The sequence below is a fragment of the Sphingorhabdus sp. genome, from assembly GCF_041737645.1.
Lineage (GTDB): Bacteria > Pseudomonadota > Alphaproteobacteria > Sphingomonadales > Sphingomonadaceae > Sphingorhabdus_B.
Map to the genome: position 1 here is coordinate 1 of NZ_JBGSRI010000038.1, position 17,310 is coordinate 17,310.

Here is a 17,310-nt window from a genome sequence, read left to right on the forward strand (position 1 = left end):
CGCCCCAGTCGCCGCCCCAGTCGCCGCCCCAGTCGCCGCCACCCCATAAGATCACGGGACCAACGCCGCCGCGCCGGTGCTTGCGACCGCCGCCTTTCATGCTTTGCATCATCGGCAGCAGGACAAAGAAGAACAGGAACCCGAGGAATATCAGCGCGCCTAGGGGAAAACCTTCATCGTCCTTCTGGTTCTTCTGCGCTTCGGCGGCAACCTTGGCCGCCTCGTCTGCGGGCAGTTCCAGTTGCGTGACGATGCGGTCGACACCAGCGTTAATGCCGCCGGCAAAGTCGCCATCCTTAAAGCGGGGGGTGATGTCGTTGCGGATGATCGTTGAGGACAACCCGTCGGTCAAAACAGGTTCAAGGCCATAGCCGACCTCGATCCGCATTTTGCGCTCATTCGGCGCGACGATCAAAATCGCGCCATTGTCCTTCTCGCTTTCGCCCTTACCATCCTGACCAATGGCCCAGCTTCGGCCGAGGCGGTAGCCATAGTCCGATATCTCATAACCTTCGAGGCTGGCCAGCGTGGCCACCACCAATTGCCGGTTGGTGCGGGTTTCCAGACCTTCCAGCTTTGCGATGAGCGCGGCCTCTTGCGCCGGATCAAGCAGATTGGCCTGATCAACCACACGGCCGGTCAATTTGGGGAATGTCTGCGCGAGCGCCGACTGGCCGGTGAGGACCAGTAGCACCGCGACGAGAAGGCCGATGGCCTTTTTCATTTGTGTTTCCTGAATATCGGAATTTAGCTGGTGGGGGCCATATCAAGCTTGGGCGCTGTGTCCGCGCCCGGCGTGGTCGCCTGATAGGGAACCATCGGCTTTGCGCCGTGGATGATCTTGGCACCGATGATGTCGGGGAAAGTGCGGATCGTCGTATTATATACCCGCACCGCTTCATTATAATCGCGCAAGGTAATACGGACGCGGTTTTCCTGGCCTTCCAACTGGTCCTGCAGCTTCAGATAGCCTTCCTGGCTTTTCAGTGTCGGATATTGCTCGACCGATACCAACAGGCGCGCGAGGCTGCCCGACAATTGGTTCTGGGCGGACTGGAACGCCGCCATTTTGGCGGGATCGCTCAAATCGCTATCATTGACCTGAATGTTCGGCGCGGTGGCTTTGGCGCGCGCTTCGATAACCTCGGTCAGCGTCTTGTTTTCCTGCGCTGCGGCGCCCTTGACGATATTGGCGAGGTTTGGAATCAAATTGGAGCGTTCCTGAAACGCGGCCTGAACATCGGCCCATTTGGCCTTGGCGCCTTCTTCTGCGGTGGGGACGCTGTTGATACCGCACCCGGCGAGCGATGCTGCCACGACCGGAACCAAAAGAAATTTCGCATAATTGGTACGCATCAATAGAACTCCTCTAAGGGGCAACTACCCTGTGTATTACTCATATAAGGCGCGTGAAGATTTTACGCAATGACCGCTATCGTTTCTTTGCGAAATATGACAATTCGGCGCGGGGTTATTCAAAAATGGGAGTGTTTACATGTTAGGTGAATTCAAGGCTTTTATAGCCCGCGGTAATGTACTCGATCTCGCGGTCGGGGTGATTATCGGCGCAGCTTTTGGCAAAATTGTGACATCGATGACGGACGATCTGGTCATGCCGCTAATATCGCTGGCAACCGGCGGCGGAGTTGATTTCAGCAGCAAATATATCGTGTTGGGCGGGGCCGAAAAAATCACCACAGGCATGTCATTGGTCGCGGCAAAGGCGGCGGGTGCCAATGTGTTCGCTTATGGCAGCTTTATAACCGCGTTGATCAACTTCATTATCTTGGCCTTTGTCATTTTCATGATCGTGCGTCAGGCAAACAAAGCCATGCCGCCACCTGCGGCTGCGACTGGGCCTACCGATGTCGATTTGCTCACCGAAATCCGGGACGAATTGCGCAAGAAATAAACACTCTGGTGCGGAGTAATTGCAAAGCCGTCCGGCCTGTAGCATAGGCGCGGGCATGAATGCTCCCGATGCAAAAAGAGGCCGCCATTTGACCCGCAACACTGGGTTGCGGGCCTTCACTGGTGGCCTTTTCGCGCGCGGGTTTGACAGGATTGTCGACCGTATCGACGACGGGTTTGACTTTGGCTCAGTCGAGGGCGTGTTGCCCGACGGTTCGGTGCGGATTGTTGGGGGGCGTGGTCCGGGGCCGGCGGCGCAGATCACTATCCACCATTGGAATGCTCTGTTTCGGCTGGTGCGCGGCGGGTCGATCGGCTGGTACGAAGCATGGGCGGCCGGCGAGTGGAGCAGCCCAGATCCGGTTCTGATATTCGACCTGTTTATGCGGAACAGGGTCAAGCTGGGCAATGTCGGGCGGTCATCCGGGCTGGCCAAATATATCGGCAAGATAGTGCACAGGTTGCGCGCCAACAGCCGCAGCGGCGCGCGCCGGAATGTCGAGTTCCATTATGACCTCGGAAACGACTTTTACGCGGCATGGCTGGACCGCAGCATGACCTATTCCAGCGCGCTGTTTGCCGAGCCGATATGTGCGGAAGAAAGCCTTGAAGAGGCACAGGCGCGCAAGATCGAAACGCTGCTGGCGCGTTTGGAGCTAAAAGCGGGGGATTCGCTGCTCGAAATCGGCTGCGGATGGGGTAGTTTGGCGGAAATAGCTGTTCAAAAACAAGGTGTTAAATATCACGGGATTACCCTTTCCGCAACCCAGAAATCCTACACCGACGCCCGGCTTAAAATGGCCCCCCAAGCTTCAGCCGAGTCAAAAGACTACCGGGATGTCACCGGAAAATACGATGCCATTGCCAGTGTCGAGATGGTCGAAGCGGTGGGGCAGAGATACTGGCCCGACTATCTTGCAACCCTGTCCCGCTGCTTGAAACCCGGTGGCCGTGCAGCCATCCAGTACATTCGGATCGAAGACGATGTATTCGATGCCTATGCCCTTGGCACTGACTTCATCCAGCACTATATCTTTCCCGGTGGCATGTTGCTGTCCGAAAGCAGGTTTCGTGCAATAGCACACGCAAATGGTCTGGAATGGCGGGATCAGCACGACTTCGGGCTCCATTATGCCGAAACGCTCAAACGGTGGCGCACCCGTTTTGATGCAGCGGTGGAGCAGGGAAGCTTACCCAGCGGCTTCGATGAAAAATTCATTTCCCTGTGGCGCTATTATCTGATGTATTGTGAGGGCGGATTTCGGGGTGGAGGCATCAATGTTGCACAAGTGACATTGGTGAAGCAGTAATGTGAAAAGAGGGGTCGGGGTGCGATGAAAAAGCTGATTTTGGCAATAATTCTGGTAATTGGTGGTGCAGCGGGGGGATTTTGGGCCACAACAGATGACGATATAAAAGCGCTGGTGTCCAGCCTTCCTACCGACGCCAATGTGCTGTTCTGGAACACCGCCCAACGCGACGCTGCATTTCGGACTTTGGACCGGCTACCCATTCTCGCCAAATCCAATATCATCGAATCTGGCGATGATGTTTACGCTCTTCCAAAAGGCACCCCCATTAAAATCGGCACAGACGTCGACGCTTATATGAAGGCGCAGCGCACGGCTGGGCTGGTAATTGTTCACGACGGCAAAATCCGGTATGAAAAATACGGCCTCGGCTTTTCTGGCGATGGCAAATGGACTAGTTTTTCAGTCGCTAAATCCTTTACTTCGACGCTTGTCGGGGCGGCTATCAAGGATGGCTATATCAAAAGCATTGAGGACAAGGTTTCCGCGTATATTCCGGACCTTAAGGGTTCGGCCTATGATGATGTTACCATCCGCCAATTGTTGACCATGACGTCAGGCGTAAAATGGAATGAAGATTACGCCGACCCCAAATCGGATGTTGCGCTGTTCAACCAGCATAAGGCCAAAGATGGCATGGATGTAACAGTCAGTTATATGCGGACGTTGCCTAGGGAAGCTCCGGCAGGATCCAAGTGGGTTTACAAGACCGGTGAAACCAATTTGATCGGGGTGCTGGTCAGTTCGGCAACCGGCAAAAAACTGTCCGAATATCTATCTGAAAAAGTCTGGGTGCCATTTGGGATGGAGCAAGACGCTACTTGGCTGCTTGGGGCAACAGGGCATGAAATTAGCGGCTGCTGCGTTCAGGCATCGGTCCGCGATTTCGCGCGTTTCGGGCAATTCATGCTGGGTGGTGCTGCCGTGAAAGGCAAATCGATTTTGCCCGATGACTGGATCGCGGCTGCGACAACCAAACAGGCTAGCATTGGAGATCCCGGAAAGGGTTATGGCTTTCAATGGTGGACATATGATGACGGCAGCTATGCGGCGCAGGGCATTTTTGGACAGGGCATATTTATCGACCCCAAACGAAAGCTTGTGATCGCGTCCAACAGCAACTGGCCGAAAGCAACCGATGATAAAGTGGGGCAACAGCGCGAGGCTTTCTATAGGTCTGTCCAAGCTGCAATCGACGCCGAAACCGCCAATATTGTTCCGCCTAAATAAGGTTCTCAATCATATTTTATTGTGAGGGAATGTAATAAAATTACAGCGCCATGCCGCTTGCAAGGGGCGGAAAAAAAGGCTTTTCCTAAAGCTGAATTTGGTCCAGCATAGTTAATTAAATCAAGTGGGTCAGCCGGAGAAAAAAGATGGATTTTAAAACATTTTTGCAAGCAGGCAATAATCGTCGCGCAATGTTAAAAGGCATGGGCGTAGCTGCCGTCGGGTTCAGCTTAACCGGTGCACTTGCCGGGTGTGGTGAAAAGGAAGCCAAGAAACTGGCCAATGGCGAAGAGGCAAAGCTGAACTTTTATAACTGGGACACTTATATTGGTGAGACCACTTTGGAAGATTATAAGGACAGTTCAGGCGTTGATGTGAACATGACGTTGTTCGCCAGCAATGACGAATTGTTCGCAAAACTGCGCGCTGGTAATCAGGGATATGATGTCATCGTCCCGTCCAATGATTTTGTTGAGCGGATGGCGGCCGCAGATATGCTAATGCCGCTGGATCAGGCGCAGATCCCTAATTTCAAAAATGTGGCGAAAGATTATCAGGATGTTCCTTATGATCCGGCGCGAAAATATTCGATGCCTTACACCTGGCTGGCGCTCGGTATAGGCTACCGCAAGTCAAAGGTGAACGGCACCCCTGATAGCTGGAAAGTCTTGTTCGATAGCGATGAATATAAAGGCCGTATCGCAGTCTTGTCCGAAGCAGGGGATATGTTCCGGCTTTACGGCAAATATATGGGCAAGTCGGTCAACGGTCTTACTGATGACGATTTGAAGACCATCGAGGCCATGATGATAAAGCAAAAGCCGAACATCAAATCCTTCCATGAAGACAATGGTCAGGATTTGCTGCTGAAGGGCGAAGTCGATCTGGTGCTGGAATATAATGGCGATATCGCGCAGGCGATGGTTGAGGATTCCGACATCGGCTTCATCATCCCCAAAGAGGGTAGTCAACTTAACTCGGACAATCTGTGCATTCCCAAAGGTGCGCCGCACCCGAAGAACGCCCATGCATTTATCAACTATCTGCTCGATGCCGAGGCTGGTAAAAAAATCACCGAAACCATCCTCTATCCCACGCCCAACGACGCCGCCAAGGCGTTGATGCCGGAGGAATATAAAAACAACACCGTGATATTCCCACCCGCCGATGTGCTGGCGATGTGCGAATATGCGAAGTTCAATCCTGAGCTTCAGCCGAAATACGAGGAGGCATTTACGCGTATACGGGCGGCTTAAACGGTGTCGGGGGCGTTGCAAGACTGGAAAAGCCAGAAGAAGCCGTTTGCCGCGATTGCGTCGGTGCCGGTGTTCTGGCTCGCCTTATTCTTTGTGGCGCCCATGGCCATCGTCTGGCTGTACAGTTTTGGCGAGAATGCAGGACCTGCCGACATCGATATTTCAGGAACGTTGGATAATTATAAACGCGCCATCGAATGGTTGTATCTTTCGATTTTTCTCAAAAGCCTTGCGGTTGCGGCCCTTACCACACTCATTTGCCTGATTATCGGATTTCCCGTCGCAATGGCCATAACCTTTGCCGCTCCAAAATGGCGGCCTTGGCTGTTACTTGGCATCATGTTGCCGTTCTGGACCAATTTGCTGATCCGTACCTATGCATGGATGGCGTTGATGGGCACCAACGGTTATATAAACAAAGGGTTGGGCGGGCTTTGGGAGAGTGCCAGTTGGTTGCGGACTTTGGTTGGAATGCAACCGTTGGAAGCGTGGACACCAGTGCAGTTGCTCTATAACAATTTCGCTGTCGTGTTGGGGCTGGTCTATGTGCATTTGCCATTCATGGTGCTGCCCCTCTATTCTGCGCTCGACCGGATGGACAAAAGCCTGATCGAGGCTAGCCTTGACCTTGGGGCAGGGCATTTCAAGACATTCATGCAGATTGTCGTGCCGCTTGCCGCGCCTGGCATTGTCGCGGGGGTCATGATTACACTCATCCCCGCGCTTGGGGCGTATCTGACGCCCGATCTTATGGGTGGTACCGATAGCCAGATGATCGCGAATGTCATTGAACGGCAATTCAAACGCGCAAATGACTGGCCTTTTGGCGCGGCGCTGTCGTTCCTGCTAATCTACGCCATGTTCATCCTGATTGCCTTGCAATCGATGAAAGCGAACAAGACGAAGGAGGTGCGCTGATGGCTCTGTTCCGCTCTGCACCTATTGCGCCGCTTGAATATACCCGCAAATTATGGATGCGTAGCTGGGTCGGGTTGACGATGCTTTTCCTATATGCACCCTTGCTCGTGTTGATGGTTTTCAGCTTTAACGACAGCAAGCGCAATGTCGTCTGGAAAGGTTTCACGCTTAAATATTATGAGAAAGCGCTTAACAACGACAGTCTGGTTGAAGCGCTTGTAAATTCGCTGACGATCGCTTTTCTGGCAACGATCGTTAGCCTCGTTATCGGGGCTTTAGCCGCCGTCATGCTCTGGCGGTTCCGCTTTCCGTTCAAGGGCCTCCTAGAGGGCACAATGTCGCTGCCGATTATCGTGCCGGAAATTTGCCTTGGCGTCGCGTTCCTCATCTTCTTCGCAAAGGTCGATTGGCCAACCGACCTCATTTGGCCACTTAATCTGTCGGCAATTACCATTGCCCACATCACATTCTGCTTTCCGTTCGTAGCTATGGTTGTGCGCGCGCGGCTGGCCAGTTTTAACAAAGAAGAGGAAGAGGCAGCGAAGGATTTGGGTGCCACTGAGTGGCAAGCGTTTCGCGACGTCCTCTTGCCGCATATCAGACCGGGCCTTGTAGCTGGGGCGTTGCTGGCCTTCACGCTCAGTCTCGACGATTTTGTAATTACATTTTTCACCAGCGGCCCCGATACCATCACGTTCCCGGTTAAGGTCTATTCCATGGTGCGCTTTTCAGTCACTCCCGAAGTAAACGCCGCCTCGACTTTGCTCATACTTTTGACCGTCATCCTCACCTTCATTGCGCTGAAGTTGCAAGGGGTGAAGGGTATTGCGGAGACTCACTAATGACCGAAACAAAACAGCCTATCATTCAGATCCGCAACGTATCCAAACGCTTTGGCAAGGTCACAGCAGTTGATAACATCAGCCTCGACATTCTGGCCGGAGAATTTTTCGTGCTGCTCGGCCCCTCCGGTTGCGGTAAGACAACCTTGTTGCGTATGATCGCCGGTTTTGAAATGCCGACCGAAGGGCAGATCATCATCGACGGTCAGGATATGAGTCTTGTCCCGCCGAATAAGCGGCCGGTCAACATGGTGTTCCAAAGCTACGCCGTTTTTCCCCACATGAATGTTACTGACAATGTGGGTTATGGCCTGCGCATTGCCGGTGTTGGCAAGGGCGAAATCCGGGACCGCGTGGCAGAGGCGCTGGAGCTGGTGAAGCTGGGCGGTTTCGAGGACAGGATGCCTGACCAAATGTCGGGTGGACAGCGGCAACGTGTGGCCTTGGCCCGCAGCCTCGTCATGCGGCCGAAGGTTTTGCTGCTTGATGAACCGCTTTCGGCGCTTGATGCAAAGCTACGCGCGCAGATGCAATTTGAACTTTCGGACTTGCAGGACAAGGTCGGGATTACTTTCGTCACCGTAACCCATGACCAAGACGAAGCCCTGTCGATGGCCAGCCGCGTAGCGGTCATCAATAAAGGTGAGGTCGCGCAACTGGCCGGACCATCCGACCTCTATGAATATCCCGCCAACCGCTTCGTCGCGGACTTTGTAGGGTCAGTGAATATTTTTGAAGGCAAATTGACATTGGACGAACCGGACAAGGCTGCGGTTGATTGCCCGGGCTTGGGCAAAGTCTATCTCAATCACGGCGTCACCGGCCCACATGGGGCTGACGTTTGGGTCGCATTACGGCCCGAGAAAATCTATCTCCACGTTCCCGGAGAAGGAAACGCCATACGCGCTGCTGCACAAGATGCGCCCGACGAACATAACCTCGCCCGCGGCACCATCAAGGGCATGAGTTATCTGGGAGATATTACGCTTTACGAAATCCAGCTCGAAGGCGGGCAGATTATCCGCGTATCGCGGCCTAACCTGTCCCGCCATGATCAGGAAGATTTCACCTGGGAAGACAAAGTCAGCATGCACTGGCGCGCCGACAGCCCGGTCGTCCTCTTGAGCTAGAAATCCAATTCCGGTGCAGGCCGCACATCGATCAAATTTAATTTAATGTTGATTTCTGGTGTCGACACATCTTTCGCCACTTCGGTTTTTGGCTGTGGTATGCAGAAGGTGTAGCTTGATCCACCTTTCATCAATTTCAATGCTTCGACGAATACGGGCGTAGCTTGCGCCAATGTAATCTTTTCCCATTCGCGTTGATCCTGTGTGACGCCTGTTTTTGCATCGAATGTCGCAAAATCGACCAAAGCCATATCGGACGTGGTGGGAGTTTTTCCTGTTCCTGATTGAATGACAAAGTAGCGTAAACCGGACTCGGTGGTCTTGTCACAAGTGCGCTCTGCGACAGGTATAACCGGTTTTGGCTGCGGTAAAGTGAACGACAAAAGGTCAACTTCAAATACCAAATCAGCGTTGGCAGGAATCGGCCCGGAACCGTTTGCACCATATCCGAGTTTGGAAGGAATGCAGAAACGGAAGCTGCTGCCGGGTTGCATCAGTTGCAGGCCCTGGGCAAAGCCGGGAATAACGGCCCCGACCTTGAATTCAGTGCTCTCGCCGGAATCAAACATACTGCCGTCAGATGTCAGCATACCTTTGTAATTGACCTTTACTTTGGCATCCGCCCCGGGCTTTTCGCCCTTTCCGGCTTTAATGACAGAATAGGATAATCCTTCAGGCGTAGTGATGTTGCATGTGAGGACCGGTGGCTTGGCTTTGGCGCCGTCTGGGGTGGCCGCAGCGACAGGTGCCGCCCCTAAAACCAGGCCGGGTGTCAATATGAGTGCAATTGTTGCACGTTTTATAGAAATATGGGTCATGTGATCTCGCGGTATATTTGGGTCTATTTCATCCGGAACATTATTCCGGAAACGGTCAGATCGCCCTTAATTTCGGTTCCGCTTCATCCAGCGATTTCGAAATTATGCCGACAAGATCGTCAATTTGGCTCGTAGAGATGATAAGTGGCGGGCACATGACAATGCTGTCGCGAATGCCGCGAACCATTAAGCCGTTGCGGATACAGATGTCGCGCACCAATGGTCCTGCGGTTCCCTCCGATCCGCCAAAGCGGGCACCTGTCGTTTTGTCCGCTACAATCTCAACTGCGCCAAGCAGCCCGACGGAACGCGCCTCGCCAACCAGTGGATGGTCGTTCAAGGTCGCGAGAGCCTTTGCCAGATATGGTCCAGTTTCGCTGCGCGTCCGTTCCACCAATCCTTCGCGTTCTATAATTTCGATGTTCCGCAAAGCGACTGCGGATGCAACGGGATGACCGGAATAGGTATATCCATGCACGAAATCTCCCCCGGTTTTCATAACCGCGATAATTTCGGCACTGACCGCTACAGCAGAAATAGGCAAGTAACCTGACGAAAGACCCTTCGCCATTGCGATGATATCAGGTTTAACGCCAACTGTTTCATGACCCCACATATTACCGGTCCGGCCAAAGCCGCAAATGACCTCGTCACAAACCAGCAGGATACCATATTTACGACAGATGGCTTCGACCTGCGGCCAGTAATTGGCGGGAGGAATGATTACGCCGCCTGCACCTTGCACGGGTTCACCAATAAAGGCGGCCACATTTTCGGGTCCGACTTCGAGAATTTTGTCTTCGATAGCCTGAGCGCAAGCTGTACCGAAATCCTCGGGAGTCATATCGCGGCCCTCATTATACCAATAAGGCTGGCGAACATGCTCTATCCCTGCGAGGGGCAAGATGCCGGGGGCAGGGAAGCCCTGTCCATGCATCGCCTTCATGCCGCCCATGCTTACGCCAGCAACAGTCGAACCATGATAGGCATTGTGCCGACTAATGAAGATTGTCCGGCTGCTTTCGCCCTTCACTTGCCAATAATGGCGCACCATGCGTAAGATGGTGTCATTCGCTTCGGAACCAGAGCTGTTAAAAAACACATGAGGTAGGCGACCACCGGTCAGGCTGGCGATCTTGTCAGCCAACATCACCGCAGGCGGATTCGCGGTTTTGAAAAAGCTGTTATAATATGGCAGCTCCAGCATCTGTTCGCGCGCGACATCAGCCAGTTCATCGCGGCCATAACCGACACTGACACACCACAGACCCGCCATACCATCCAAAATGCGATTGCCGTCCCCGTCATGGATGTAACATCCGTCGGCATGGGTGATGATCCGGCTGCCGCCTAGATCTTCGATTTCCTGCCAATCGGCTTGCGCTGGTAGATGATGGGCGATGTCGAGGCGACGAAGTTCGGCGATGTCGTAATTGCGGGGCATAATTCTATCCTTTGAAATGGGTTTGCACGGGTGCAAAGAGTGCGCTGAAATTTCACGGTAGATGCTGAAGACGAAAATTCTGCGCGTCACCGGTTCCTGCGTGATTCAAAAGGATATCAGGGTGAAAAGCCTATCCGGGCCTGGTAGCGGTTATAACGTGTCACACAAAAGTTCATAATTCCCCTCTTAACGCCTTTCCGAGCAGGTGAAAATAGGTTTGCGAATCCGGGTCATTTTCAGTGCCCCATTCAGGATGCCACTGCACGGCCAGTAAGGGCGCCCCGTTGGGTCGGGCGCTATAGGCTTCGATCAAACCATCGGGCGCGCGGGCTTCTATCAACAAGCCGTCGGCCAATCTTCCGATACCTTGATAGTGGACCGAATTTACATTCAGGCTTGTTTTTGAAAAGGCATCGGCAAGCAAACCGCCGTCGACAATTTCGACAGGATGACGGTGGCTGAACATCGCATCGAAACTGACATCATCCGGGGCATGATGGCGAATAAGATCGTCGCTTGCACTTGTGTCGCGCCTTAATGTTCCACCCAAAGCTACATTGATTTCCTGAAAACCCCGGCAGATTCCGAAGACAGGTTTCTGTGCATCAATCATGCGATCGACCATCGATAAAGCGATTTCGTCACGGGAGTCGTCAAAGGGACCTTCGCCACCATCTTCGTTGTACCGACGGGTTGCGACATTGGACGGGCTGCCGGTCAATAAGATACCGTCCAACCTAGGGGCAACTTCAGCAGCGGACATTAAGTCCGGCAATGAAGGTACGATGAGCGCAGCGACATCGGCATAAATCATAGCCGCACGGATATAACGATCCATAACGGCCTGTGCCGTCTCCGTTCCCACAATCCGGTTGCAAGCGATAATACCTAATATAGGCCGGGCATTCATTGGCGGGCTTCCTCCGCCACTTCCTTTTTGGCTTGATCAGCTAATTCTTCGGCCTTCTTAATTTCCATTTTCTTCTTCCGGCTGATTAGAAACTGCCAGACACCAAATAGATTGATCAGCAGTAACACTGCATTTTGTATCGCAAGTGGCAGGCCATCTTTCGCGGTAAATCCCGAATATACCCACAAGCACGACACGAACGCAAAAAGAAGAAAGCCTGCACCTGTAACCCGACGACTGTAGTCTGCCGCCACCAATGAAGCTGCTAAAATTGTGCCGATTGCTGCGATCCATTCGATGGGGCCGTTCATGCCGCTCCGATGAGTTCGCGCCCGATCAACATTCGCCGGATTTCATTTGTGCCTGCACCAATATCGAGCAACTTTGCGTCACGGAATAGCCGTTCAACTGGCCAATCTTTTGTGTAGCCTGCGCCGCCTAGAGCCTGAATGGCTTCGCCCGCGACTTTTACCGCATTTTCCGATGCGAGCAGAATAACTCCTGCGGCATCGAACCGTGTCGTCTGTCCCGAGTCACACGCACGAGCGACGGCGTAGGTATAGGCGCGGGCTGAGTTAAGCGCGACATACATGTCGGCGACTTTCCCTTGCATCAATTGAAATGCCCCAATCGGCTTACCGAACTGCTTTCGCTCACGTACGAAGGGTAGAACAACATCCAGACACGCTTGCATTATACCAAGCTGCAGCCCTGCTAGGACCACACGTTCATAATCCAGCCCGGACATTAAAACACCAACGCCGCCATGGAGTGGTCCGATAATCTGCCCTTCGCTGACAAAGCAATCGTTGAAGACCAGTTCGGCTGTTGGTGAACCGCGCATGCCCATTTTATCAATCTTCTGACCGATCGAAAAGCCTTCCATATCCTTTTCAATCAGAAACGCGGTTATGCCGCGCGAGCCAGCTTCAGGTGAAGTTTTGGCATAGACGACCAACGTATCGGCATAAGGCGCATTGGTGATCCAGAATTTGGTTCCGTTCAGAACATATCCGCCCTGAACGGCATCGGCTTTTAATTTCATCGAAACAACGTCTGACCCGGCGCCGGCTTCTGACATAGCCAAGCTTCCGACATGTTCACCGGAAATCAGCTTGGGAAGATATTTTGCCTTTTGTTCTGGCGATGCCCAACGCCGGATTTGATTGACGCATAGGTTGGAATGCGCGCCATAGGACAAGCCAATTGATGCAGACGCGCGGCTTACTTCTTCGACAGCAACGACATGTTCCAGATAGCCGAGGCCAAGGCCGCCATCTTCTTCCTCGACGGTGAGGCCATGCAGCCCAAGATCGCCCATCGCGGTCCACAGTTGGTCGCGCGGGAACCAGTCTTCGGCATCTATTCTGGCCGCAAGCGGAGCAATTTTATCATTCGCAAATCGCTGGGTGGTGTCGCGGATCATCTCGGCGTTTTCACCGAGTGCAAAATCTAGGTTCATATGGGATGTCATGCACCCGTACTGCCATCTATTTGCCAAACTCGCAAGCTTAGGGCTGGTATTATCAATGCCATCTGCCTACCGTTTATTGACAAAATGCGGTAAAAGGGTGCGTTCAAATGCAACATTATGACGTTCTGATTGTTGGGGGCGGTCATAGCGGCGCGCAGGCTGCCATTGCGCTGCGGCAAGCAAAATTTGAGGGCAGTATAGCAATATTCAGTGATGAACTGGAATATCCCTATGAACGCCCCCCTTTATCGAAAGATTATTTTGCCGGAGACAAGGCATTTGAAAGGATATTGTTACGGCCACCTGCCTTTTGGTCCGAGCGTTCTGTTGAAGTGAGACTGGGCAAACGCGTCGAAACTGTGGATCCAGCCGCGCACAATGTGACAACTTTGGATGGTGAAACTCTAGGGTATAATAAGCTGATCTGGGCCACGGGCGGTTCCCCGCGCAGATTACTGTGTGAAGGGGCGCAATTACCCGGCGTCCATGTCGTGCGAAACAAATCCGACGTTGATGGAATGATTTCTGAATTGGATGATGTTTCAACCGTTGCGATTATCGGTGGAGGCTACATCGGACTGGAGGCTGCTGCGGTCTTACGCAAAATGGGGAAGCAGGTGGTTATTCTTGAGGCGCTGGATCGAGTTCTGGCGCGGGTGGCCGGCGAGGAACTGTCGCGCTTTTTTGAAGCAGAGCATCGCGCGCATGGCGTGGATGTGCGGTTGGGCGTTACGGTTACAGCATTGACGGGCGATCTTCATGTCGACGGTGTACTTCTTGAAGATGGAGAGCGTATTGCGGCGCAAATGGTGATCGTAGGTATAGGCATTATACCGGCGGTGGCCCCACTTTTGAACGCGGGGGCATCAGGTGGTGCGGGAGTCGACGTTGACGAATTTTGCCGCACATCGCTTACTGATGTTTTTGCTATCGGCGACTGCGCGGCACATGCCAACAGCTTTGCAGACGGTGCGGTGATGCGGGTCGAATCCGTGCAAAATGCCAATGACATGGCCAATGCCGTTGCCAAGAGTATCGTTGGCGAGATGACCTCTTATCACGCTGTACCGTGGTTTTGGTCGAACCAATATGATTTACGCCTACAAACAGTGGGCCTATCAGTAGGGTATGACTCTTATGTCGTTCGCGGAGACCCCAAAGATCGCAGTTTTTCGATAATTTATCAAAAAAGCGGAGGCGTCATCGCGCTTGATTGCGTGAATACGACCAAGGATTATGTCCAGGGGAAATCGTTGGTTACCGGTCGAATGCGCTTTACGGCTGAACAATTGGCCGACACGTCAGTTATCTTGAAAGAATTGGTAGCAGGTTCGTCCAGCGTCTGAAATTTGTCCAAAGATCGCGTTTCTCTTACGGCTATTTTGGGCCCCACAAATACCGGCAAGACCCATCTGGCCGTCGAAAGGATGTGTGCTTATTCCAGTGGCATGATGGGTTTTCCCCTGCGATTATTAGCGCGGGAGATATATGACCGCATCGTTGCAATCAAAGGCGTGCATCAAGTCGCCCTGATAACCGGAGAAGAGCGGATCGAGCCACCGCAGGCGCGGTGGTATTGCTGCACCGTAGAATCCATGCCGATTCAAAAAGATTTTGCCTTTGTTGCGATAGACGAGGGGCAATTAGGTGCAGACCCCGAACGTGGGCATATTTTTACGGACAGAATTCTGCACACGCGCGGGCGTGAAGAAACCATGATATTGGGATCGGAAAGTCTCCGTCCCCTCATCCGAAGCTTATTGCCCGAAGCAGAGATAACTTCGCGTCCTCGTTTTTCCACGCTAAGTTATGCCGGAGCAAAAAAGCTGTCCCGTCTTCCCAAGCGTTCTGCAATTGTCGCTTTTTCGATTGAACAGGTTTATGCTGTTGCAGAAACTTTGCGCCGTTTGCGCGGCGGGGCAGCGGTCGTCATGGGGGCGCTTAGTCCGCGCACGCGCAATGCCCAAGTTGCCATGTTCCAATCAGGCGAGGTCGATTATTTGGTTGCTACCGACGCCATCGGCATGGGTTTGAACCTTGATGTGGCGCACGTCGCTTTTGCGGGTCTGTCCAAATTTGACGGAATGCGTCGTCGACGTTTAACGATTTCTGAAATGGCCCAGATTGCAGGGCGCGCCGGCCGACATCAACGCGACGGAAGTTTCGGGACATTGGCGGGTGAAGGCAGCGAGTTCTCGCCAGAAGAAGTGTTGGCCATAGAAAACCATAATTTTCCGAATCTTGACTGGCTCTATTGGCGTGAAGCGGAGCCTGCGCTTGACTCCGTCGCATCTCTGATAGCCGGGCTGGAGACTAAACCTCACCGTCCCGGTCTTTTGCCTGCGCCAAAAGCGATTGACCTTGCGGTTTTGAAGCGGTTGGCGGAAATGCACGAAGTGATCGCTTTGGTCCGCTATCCAGTCGATGTGGCGCGGCTTTGGGAGGTCGCAAGCCTTCCGGATTTTCGCCAAATGGGTGAAGAACATCATAGCCGCTTCGTTGCATCCTTATGGCAACATTTAGGGCAAGGTGAGCGGGTTCTTCCACAGTCATTCTATATGAACGAACTGGCAAGGCTGGAAAGTATACAGGGCGATGTTGACACTTTGTCGGCACGTATCGCCGGTGTTCGGACATGGACTTATATCGCGCATCGCGCAGACTGGCTGGCCAACCCAACTGCAATGGCCGACCGCGCACGTGGCTTGGAAGAAAAACTTTCGGATGCCTTGCACGATGCCTTGCGACAAAGATTCGTCGATAAAAGGACGTCGATGTTGCTGCGTAAAAATGCTGGTGACGGCGGACTCTTCCCGGTAGAAATTGACACAGATGGTCGGGTTTTTGTCGATGGCGAGGACATTGGAACTTTACAGGGCTTCACGTTTCGGGTTGATCCCAAAACGAAAGCGGGTGACCGTAAGCTATTATTGGCAGCGGCGGAACGGCATCTGGCGGGATATTTACGGCAAAAAGCAAGGGAAGTAGGAATGGCAGAGGAGAGTGAACTAGCACTCTGCGCGGACGCAGATGGAAAGCCTGCCATTTACTGGAAAGACGAATTGCTTGGCTTTTTGGTCAAGGGACGCAGCCTTATGCAACCTGTGTTTGAACCGGTCAAAGCTGTGTCCGGGCTTGAAAGCGATGCCTTGCGGGAGATTTCTGGAAGGGTTGAAAACTGGATAGAGGGGCAATTGGCGAAAGCGATGGGCGGTATCGTCGGTTTGCAAGAACTGGCGCAACAGGCCGATGTCGACGGCAATGTGAGGGCTCTCGCTGTACAATTAGCGGAGGCCGGCGGTATTGCAGGTCGACACTATCTCGCCGAAGCCATCGCCGCATTACCTAAAGAAGCGCGCGGTGCAGCGCGAAAGGGCGGTATCGTTTTCGGGGCTCTTGATATCTACCACCATGCTGCATTGAAACCGGCCGCTGCAAAGTGGCGAGCTGCTCTGTTTGCCGCTCGGGATGGCAGGCCAATGACCAAACTTCCCCCGGAAAGCGCGGTCCATTTGAAAGAATGGAAATTCGCCCATCCCGGTGAAGCGCGCAATGCAGGTTTTCGCCGAATTGGCGACGAATATGTCCGTATCGATCTTGCTGAACGGGTCATAAAAAAGGCGCATGAAGCACGTGGGCAGGTCAATGTTTTTAGTTTGGATATGGCCTTTGCGACTTCTTTGGGCCTGAGCGATGCCGGTTTGAAAGCGTTAATGCGTGATGCCGGATTTCGGTCCGCGGACGCGCCTGCCGAAAGAATTGATATTAATTCGGAAGTAGAAAGCTCCAGCACAGAATGCGCTTCGTTAAGTGAGGAAAATGTTCCGGCAGGACCCGATTTGGTTGCACAACCTGTGCACCTTACACATTGGCGCTGGATTGGCCTTCCCAAACCCCGCCCACCGGAGCAAGTTAGGCATCGCGCAAAGCCTGATCGTGCAAGGCCTCAGTCCAAAGCCAAGACAGGCGGCATATCTGATCGTAAAGCGGATAAGCCGAAAGAAGTCGCACCTCCTTCTGCGTTGGCGTTGCAATTGGCGGCGTTGAAGGGACTGAAACTGTCATAA

16 protein-coding genes are annotated in these 17,310 nt (G+C 53.1%); 9 read left to right on the plus strand and 7 right to left on the minus strand.

Annotated features, from left to right (window positions below; genetic code table 11):
* Positions 1 to 724, minus strand: a 724-nt coding sequence (locus ACEW72_RS05770; RefSeq protein WP_373475430.1) for a YgcG family protein, incomplete at its 3' end; no start/stop codon positions are given.
* 23 nt (positions 725 to 747) lie between these two features.
* Positions 748 to 1,356, minus strand: a complete 609-nt coding sequence (locus ACEW72_RS05775; RefSeq protein WP_373475431.1) for a LemA family protein — start codon at positions 1,354 to 1,356, stop codon at positions 748 to 750.
* Positions 1,357 to 1,495: 139 nt separating this feature from the next.
* Between ACEW72_RS05775 and mscL the strand changes: the two genes are divergently transcribed.
* The 7 genes from mscL to ACEW72_RS05810 all read left to right on the plus strand — a co-directional run bounded on the left by mscL (position 1,496) and on the right by ACEW72_RS05810 (position 8,597).
* Entirely contained in the window at positions 1,496 to 1,912 is a 417-nt protein-coding gene (gene mscL, locus ACEW72_RS05780) for a large conductance mechanosensitive channel protein MscL (RefSeq protein WP_373475432.1), read from the plus strand.
* Positions 1,913 to 1,967: 55 nt separating this feature from the next.
* Entirely contained in the window at positions 1,968 to 3,221 is a 1,254-nt protein-coding gene (locus tag ACEW72_RS05785; RefSeq protein ID WP_373475433.1) for a class I SAM-dependent methyltransferase, read from the plus strand.
* A 24-nt stretch (positions 3,222 to 3,245) separates the two neighbouring features.
* Positions 3,246 to 4,451 carry a serine hydrolase domain-containing protein gene (locus ACEW72_RS05790; RefSeq protein WP_373475434.1) on the plus strand — a complete coding sequence of 402 codons (1,206 nt, stop codon included), beginning with the start codon at positions 3,246 to 3,248 and terminating at the stop codon, positions 4,449 to 4,451.
* A gap of 146 nt (positions 4,452 to 4,597) precedes the next feature.
* The gene (locus tag ACEW72_RS05795) at positions 4,598 to 5,707 is read left to right on the plus strand and encodes a PotD/PotF family extracellular solute-binding protein (RefSeq protein WP_373475435.1); all 1,110 of its coding nucleotides are present in this window, start codon (positions 4,598 to 4,600) and stop codon (positions 5,705 to 5,707) included.
* 3 nt (positions 5,708 to 5,710) lie between these two features.
* Positions 5,711 to 6,625 carry an ABC transporter permease gene (locus ACEW72_RS05800; RefSeq protein ID WP_373475436.1) on the plus strand — a complete coding sequence of 305 codons (915 nt, stop codon included), beginning with the start codon at positions 5,711 to 5,713 and terminating at the stop codon, positions 6,623 to 6,625.
* A complete protein-coding gene (locus tag ACEW72_RS05805; protein ID WP_373475437.1) occupies positions 6,625 to 7,467 on the plus strand; it encodes an ABC transporter permease in 843 nt (280 codons plus the stop codon). Before ACEW72_RS05800 ends, ACEW72_RS05805 begins: the two co-directional genes overlap by 1 nt.
* Positions 7,467 to 8,597, plus strand: a complete 1,131-nt coding sequence (locus ACEW72_RS05810; RefSeq protein WP_373475438.1) for an ABC transporter ATP-binding protein — start codon at positions 7,467 to 7,469, stop codon at positions 8,595 to 8,597. The genes ACEW72_RS05805 and ACEW72_RS05810 overlap by 1 nt, the downstream gene beginning before the upstream one ends.
* Here ACEW72_RS05810 and ACEW72_RS05815 read toward each other — a convergent pair.
* The 5 genes from ACEW72_RS05815 to ACEW72_RS05835 form a co-directional block, all read right to left on the minus strand.
* Positions 8,594 to 9,415 (minus strand): FKBP-type peptidyl-prolyl cis-trans isomerase, encoded by an 822-nt coding sequence (locus ACEW72_RS05815; protein WP_373475439.1) that lies wholly within the window; start codon positions 9,413 to 9,415, stop codon positions 8,594 to 8,596. The two genes, ACEW72_RS05810 and ACEW72_RS05815, sit on opposite strands and share 4 nt — an antisense overlap.
* Before the next feature lie 55 nt (positions 9,416 to 9,470).
* Positions 9,471 to 10,859, minus strand: a complete 1,389-nt coding sequence (locus tag ACEW72_RS05820) for an aspartate aminotransferase family protein (RefSeq protein ID WP_373475440.1) — start codon at positions 10,857 to 10,859, stop codon at positions 9,471 to 9,473.
* A gap of 172 nt (positions 10,860 to 11,031) precedes the next feature.
* Entirely contained in the window at positions 11,032 to 11,769 is a 738-nt protein-coding gene (locus ACEW72_RS05825; protein ID WP_373475441.1) for a gamma-glutamyl-gamma-aminobutyrate hydrolase family protein, read from the minus strand.
* Complete coding sequence (locus ACEW72_RS05830; protein WP_373475442.1) at positions 11,766 to 12,080, minus strand: hypothetical protein; 315 nt, start codon at positions 12,078 to 12,080, stop codon at positions 11,766 to 11,768. The genes ACEW72_RS05825 and ACEW72_RS05830 overlap by 4 nt, the downstream gene beginning before the upstream one ends.
* Entirely contained in the window at positions 12,077 to 13,243 is a 1,167-nt protein-coding gene (locus ACEW72_RS05835) for an isovaleryl-CoA dehydrogenase (RefSeq protein ID WP_373475443.1), read from the minus strand. Before ACEW72_RS05835 ends, ACEW72_RS05830 begins: the two co-directional genes overlap by 4 nt.
* A gap of 107 nt (positions 13,244 to 13,350) precedes the next feature.
* On the opposite strand from ACEW72_RS05835, the gene ACEW72_RS05840 reads away from it, so the two are divergent.
* A complete protein-coding gene (locus ACEW72_RS05840; RefSeq protein WP_373475444.1) occupies positions 13,351 to 14,589 on the plus strand; it encodes an NAD(P)/FAD-dependent oxidoreductase in 1,239 nt (412 codons plus the stop codon).
* 36 nt (positions 14,590 to 14,625) lie between these two features.
* Positions 14,626 to 17,310, plus strand: a complete 2,685-nt coding sequence (locus ACEW72_RS05845; protein ID WP_373475574.1) for a helicase-related protein — start codon at positions 14,626 to 14,628, stop codon at positions 17,308 to 17,310.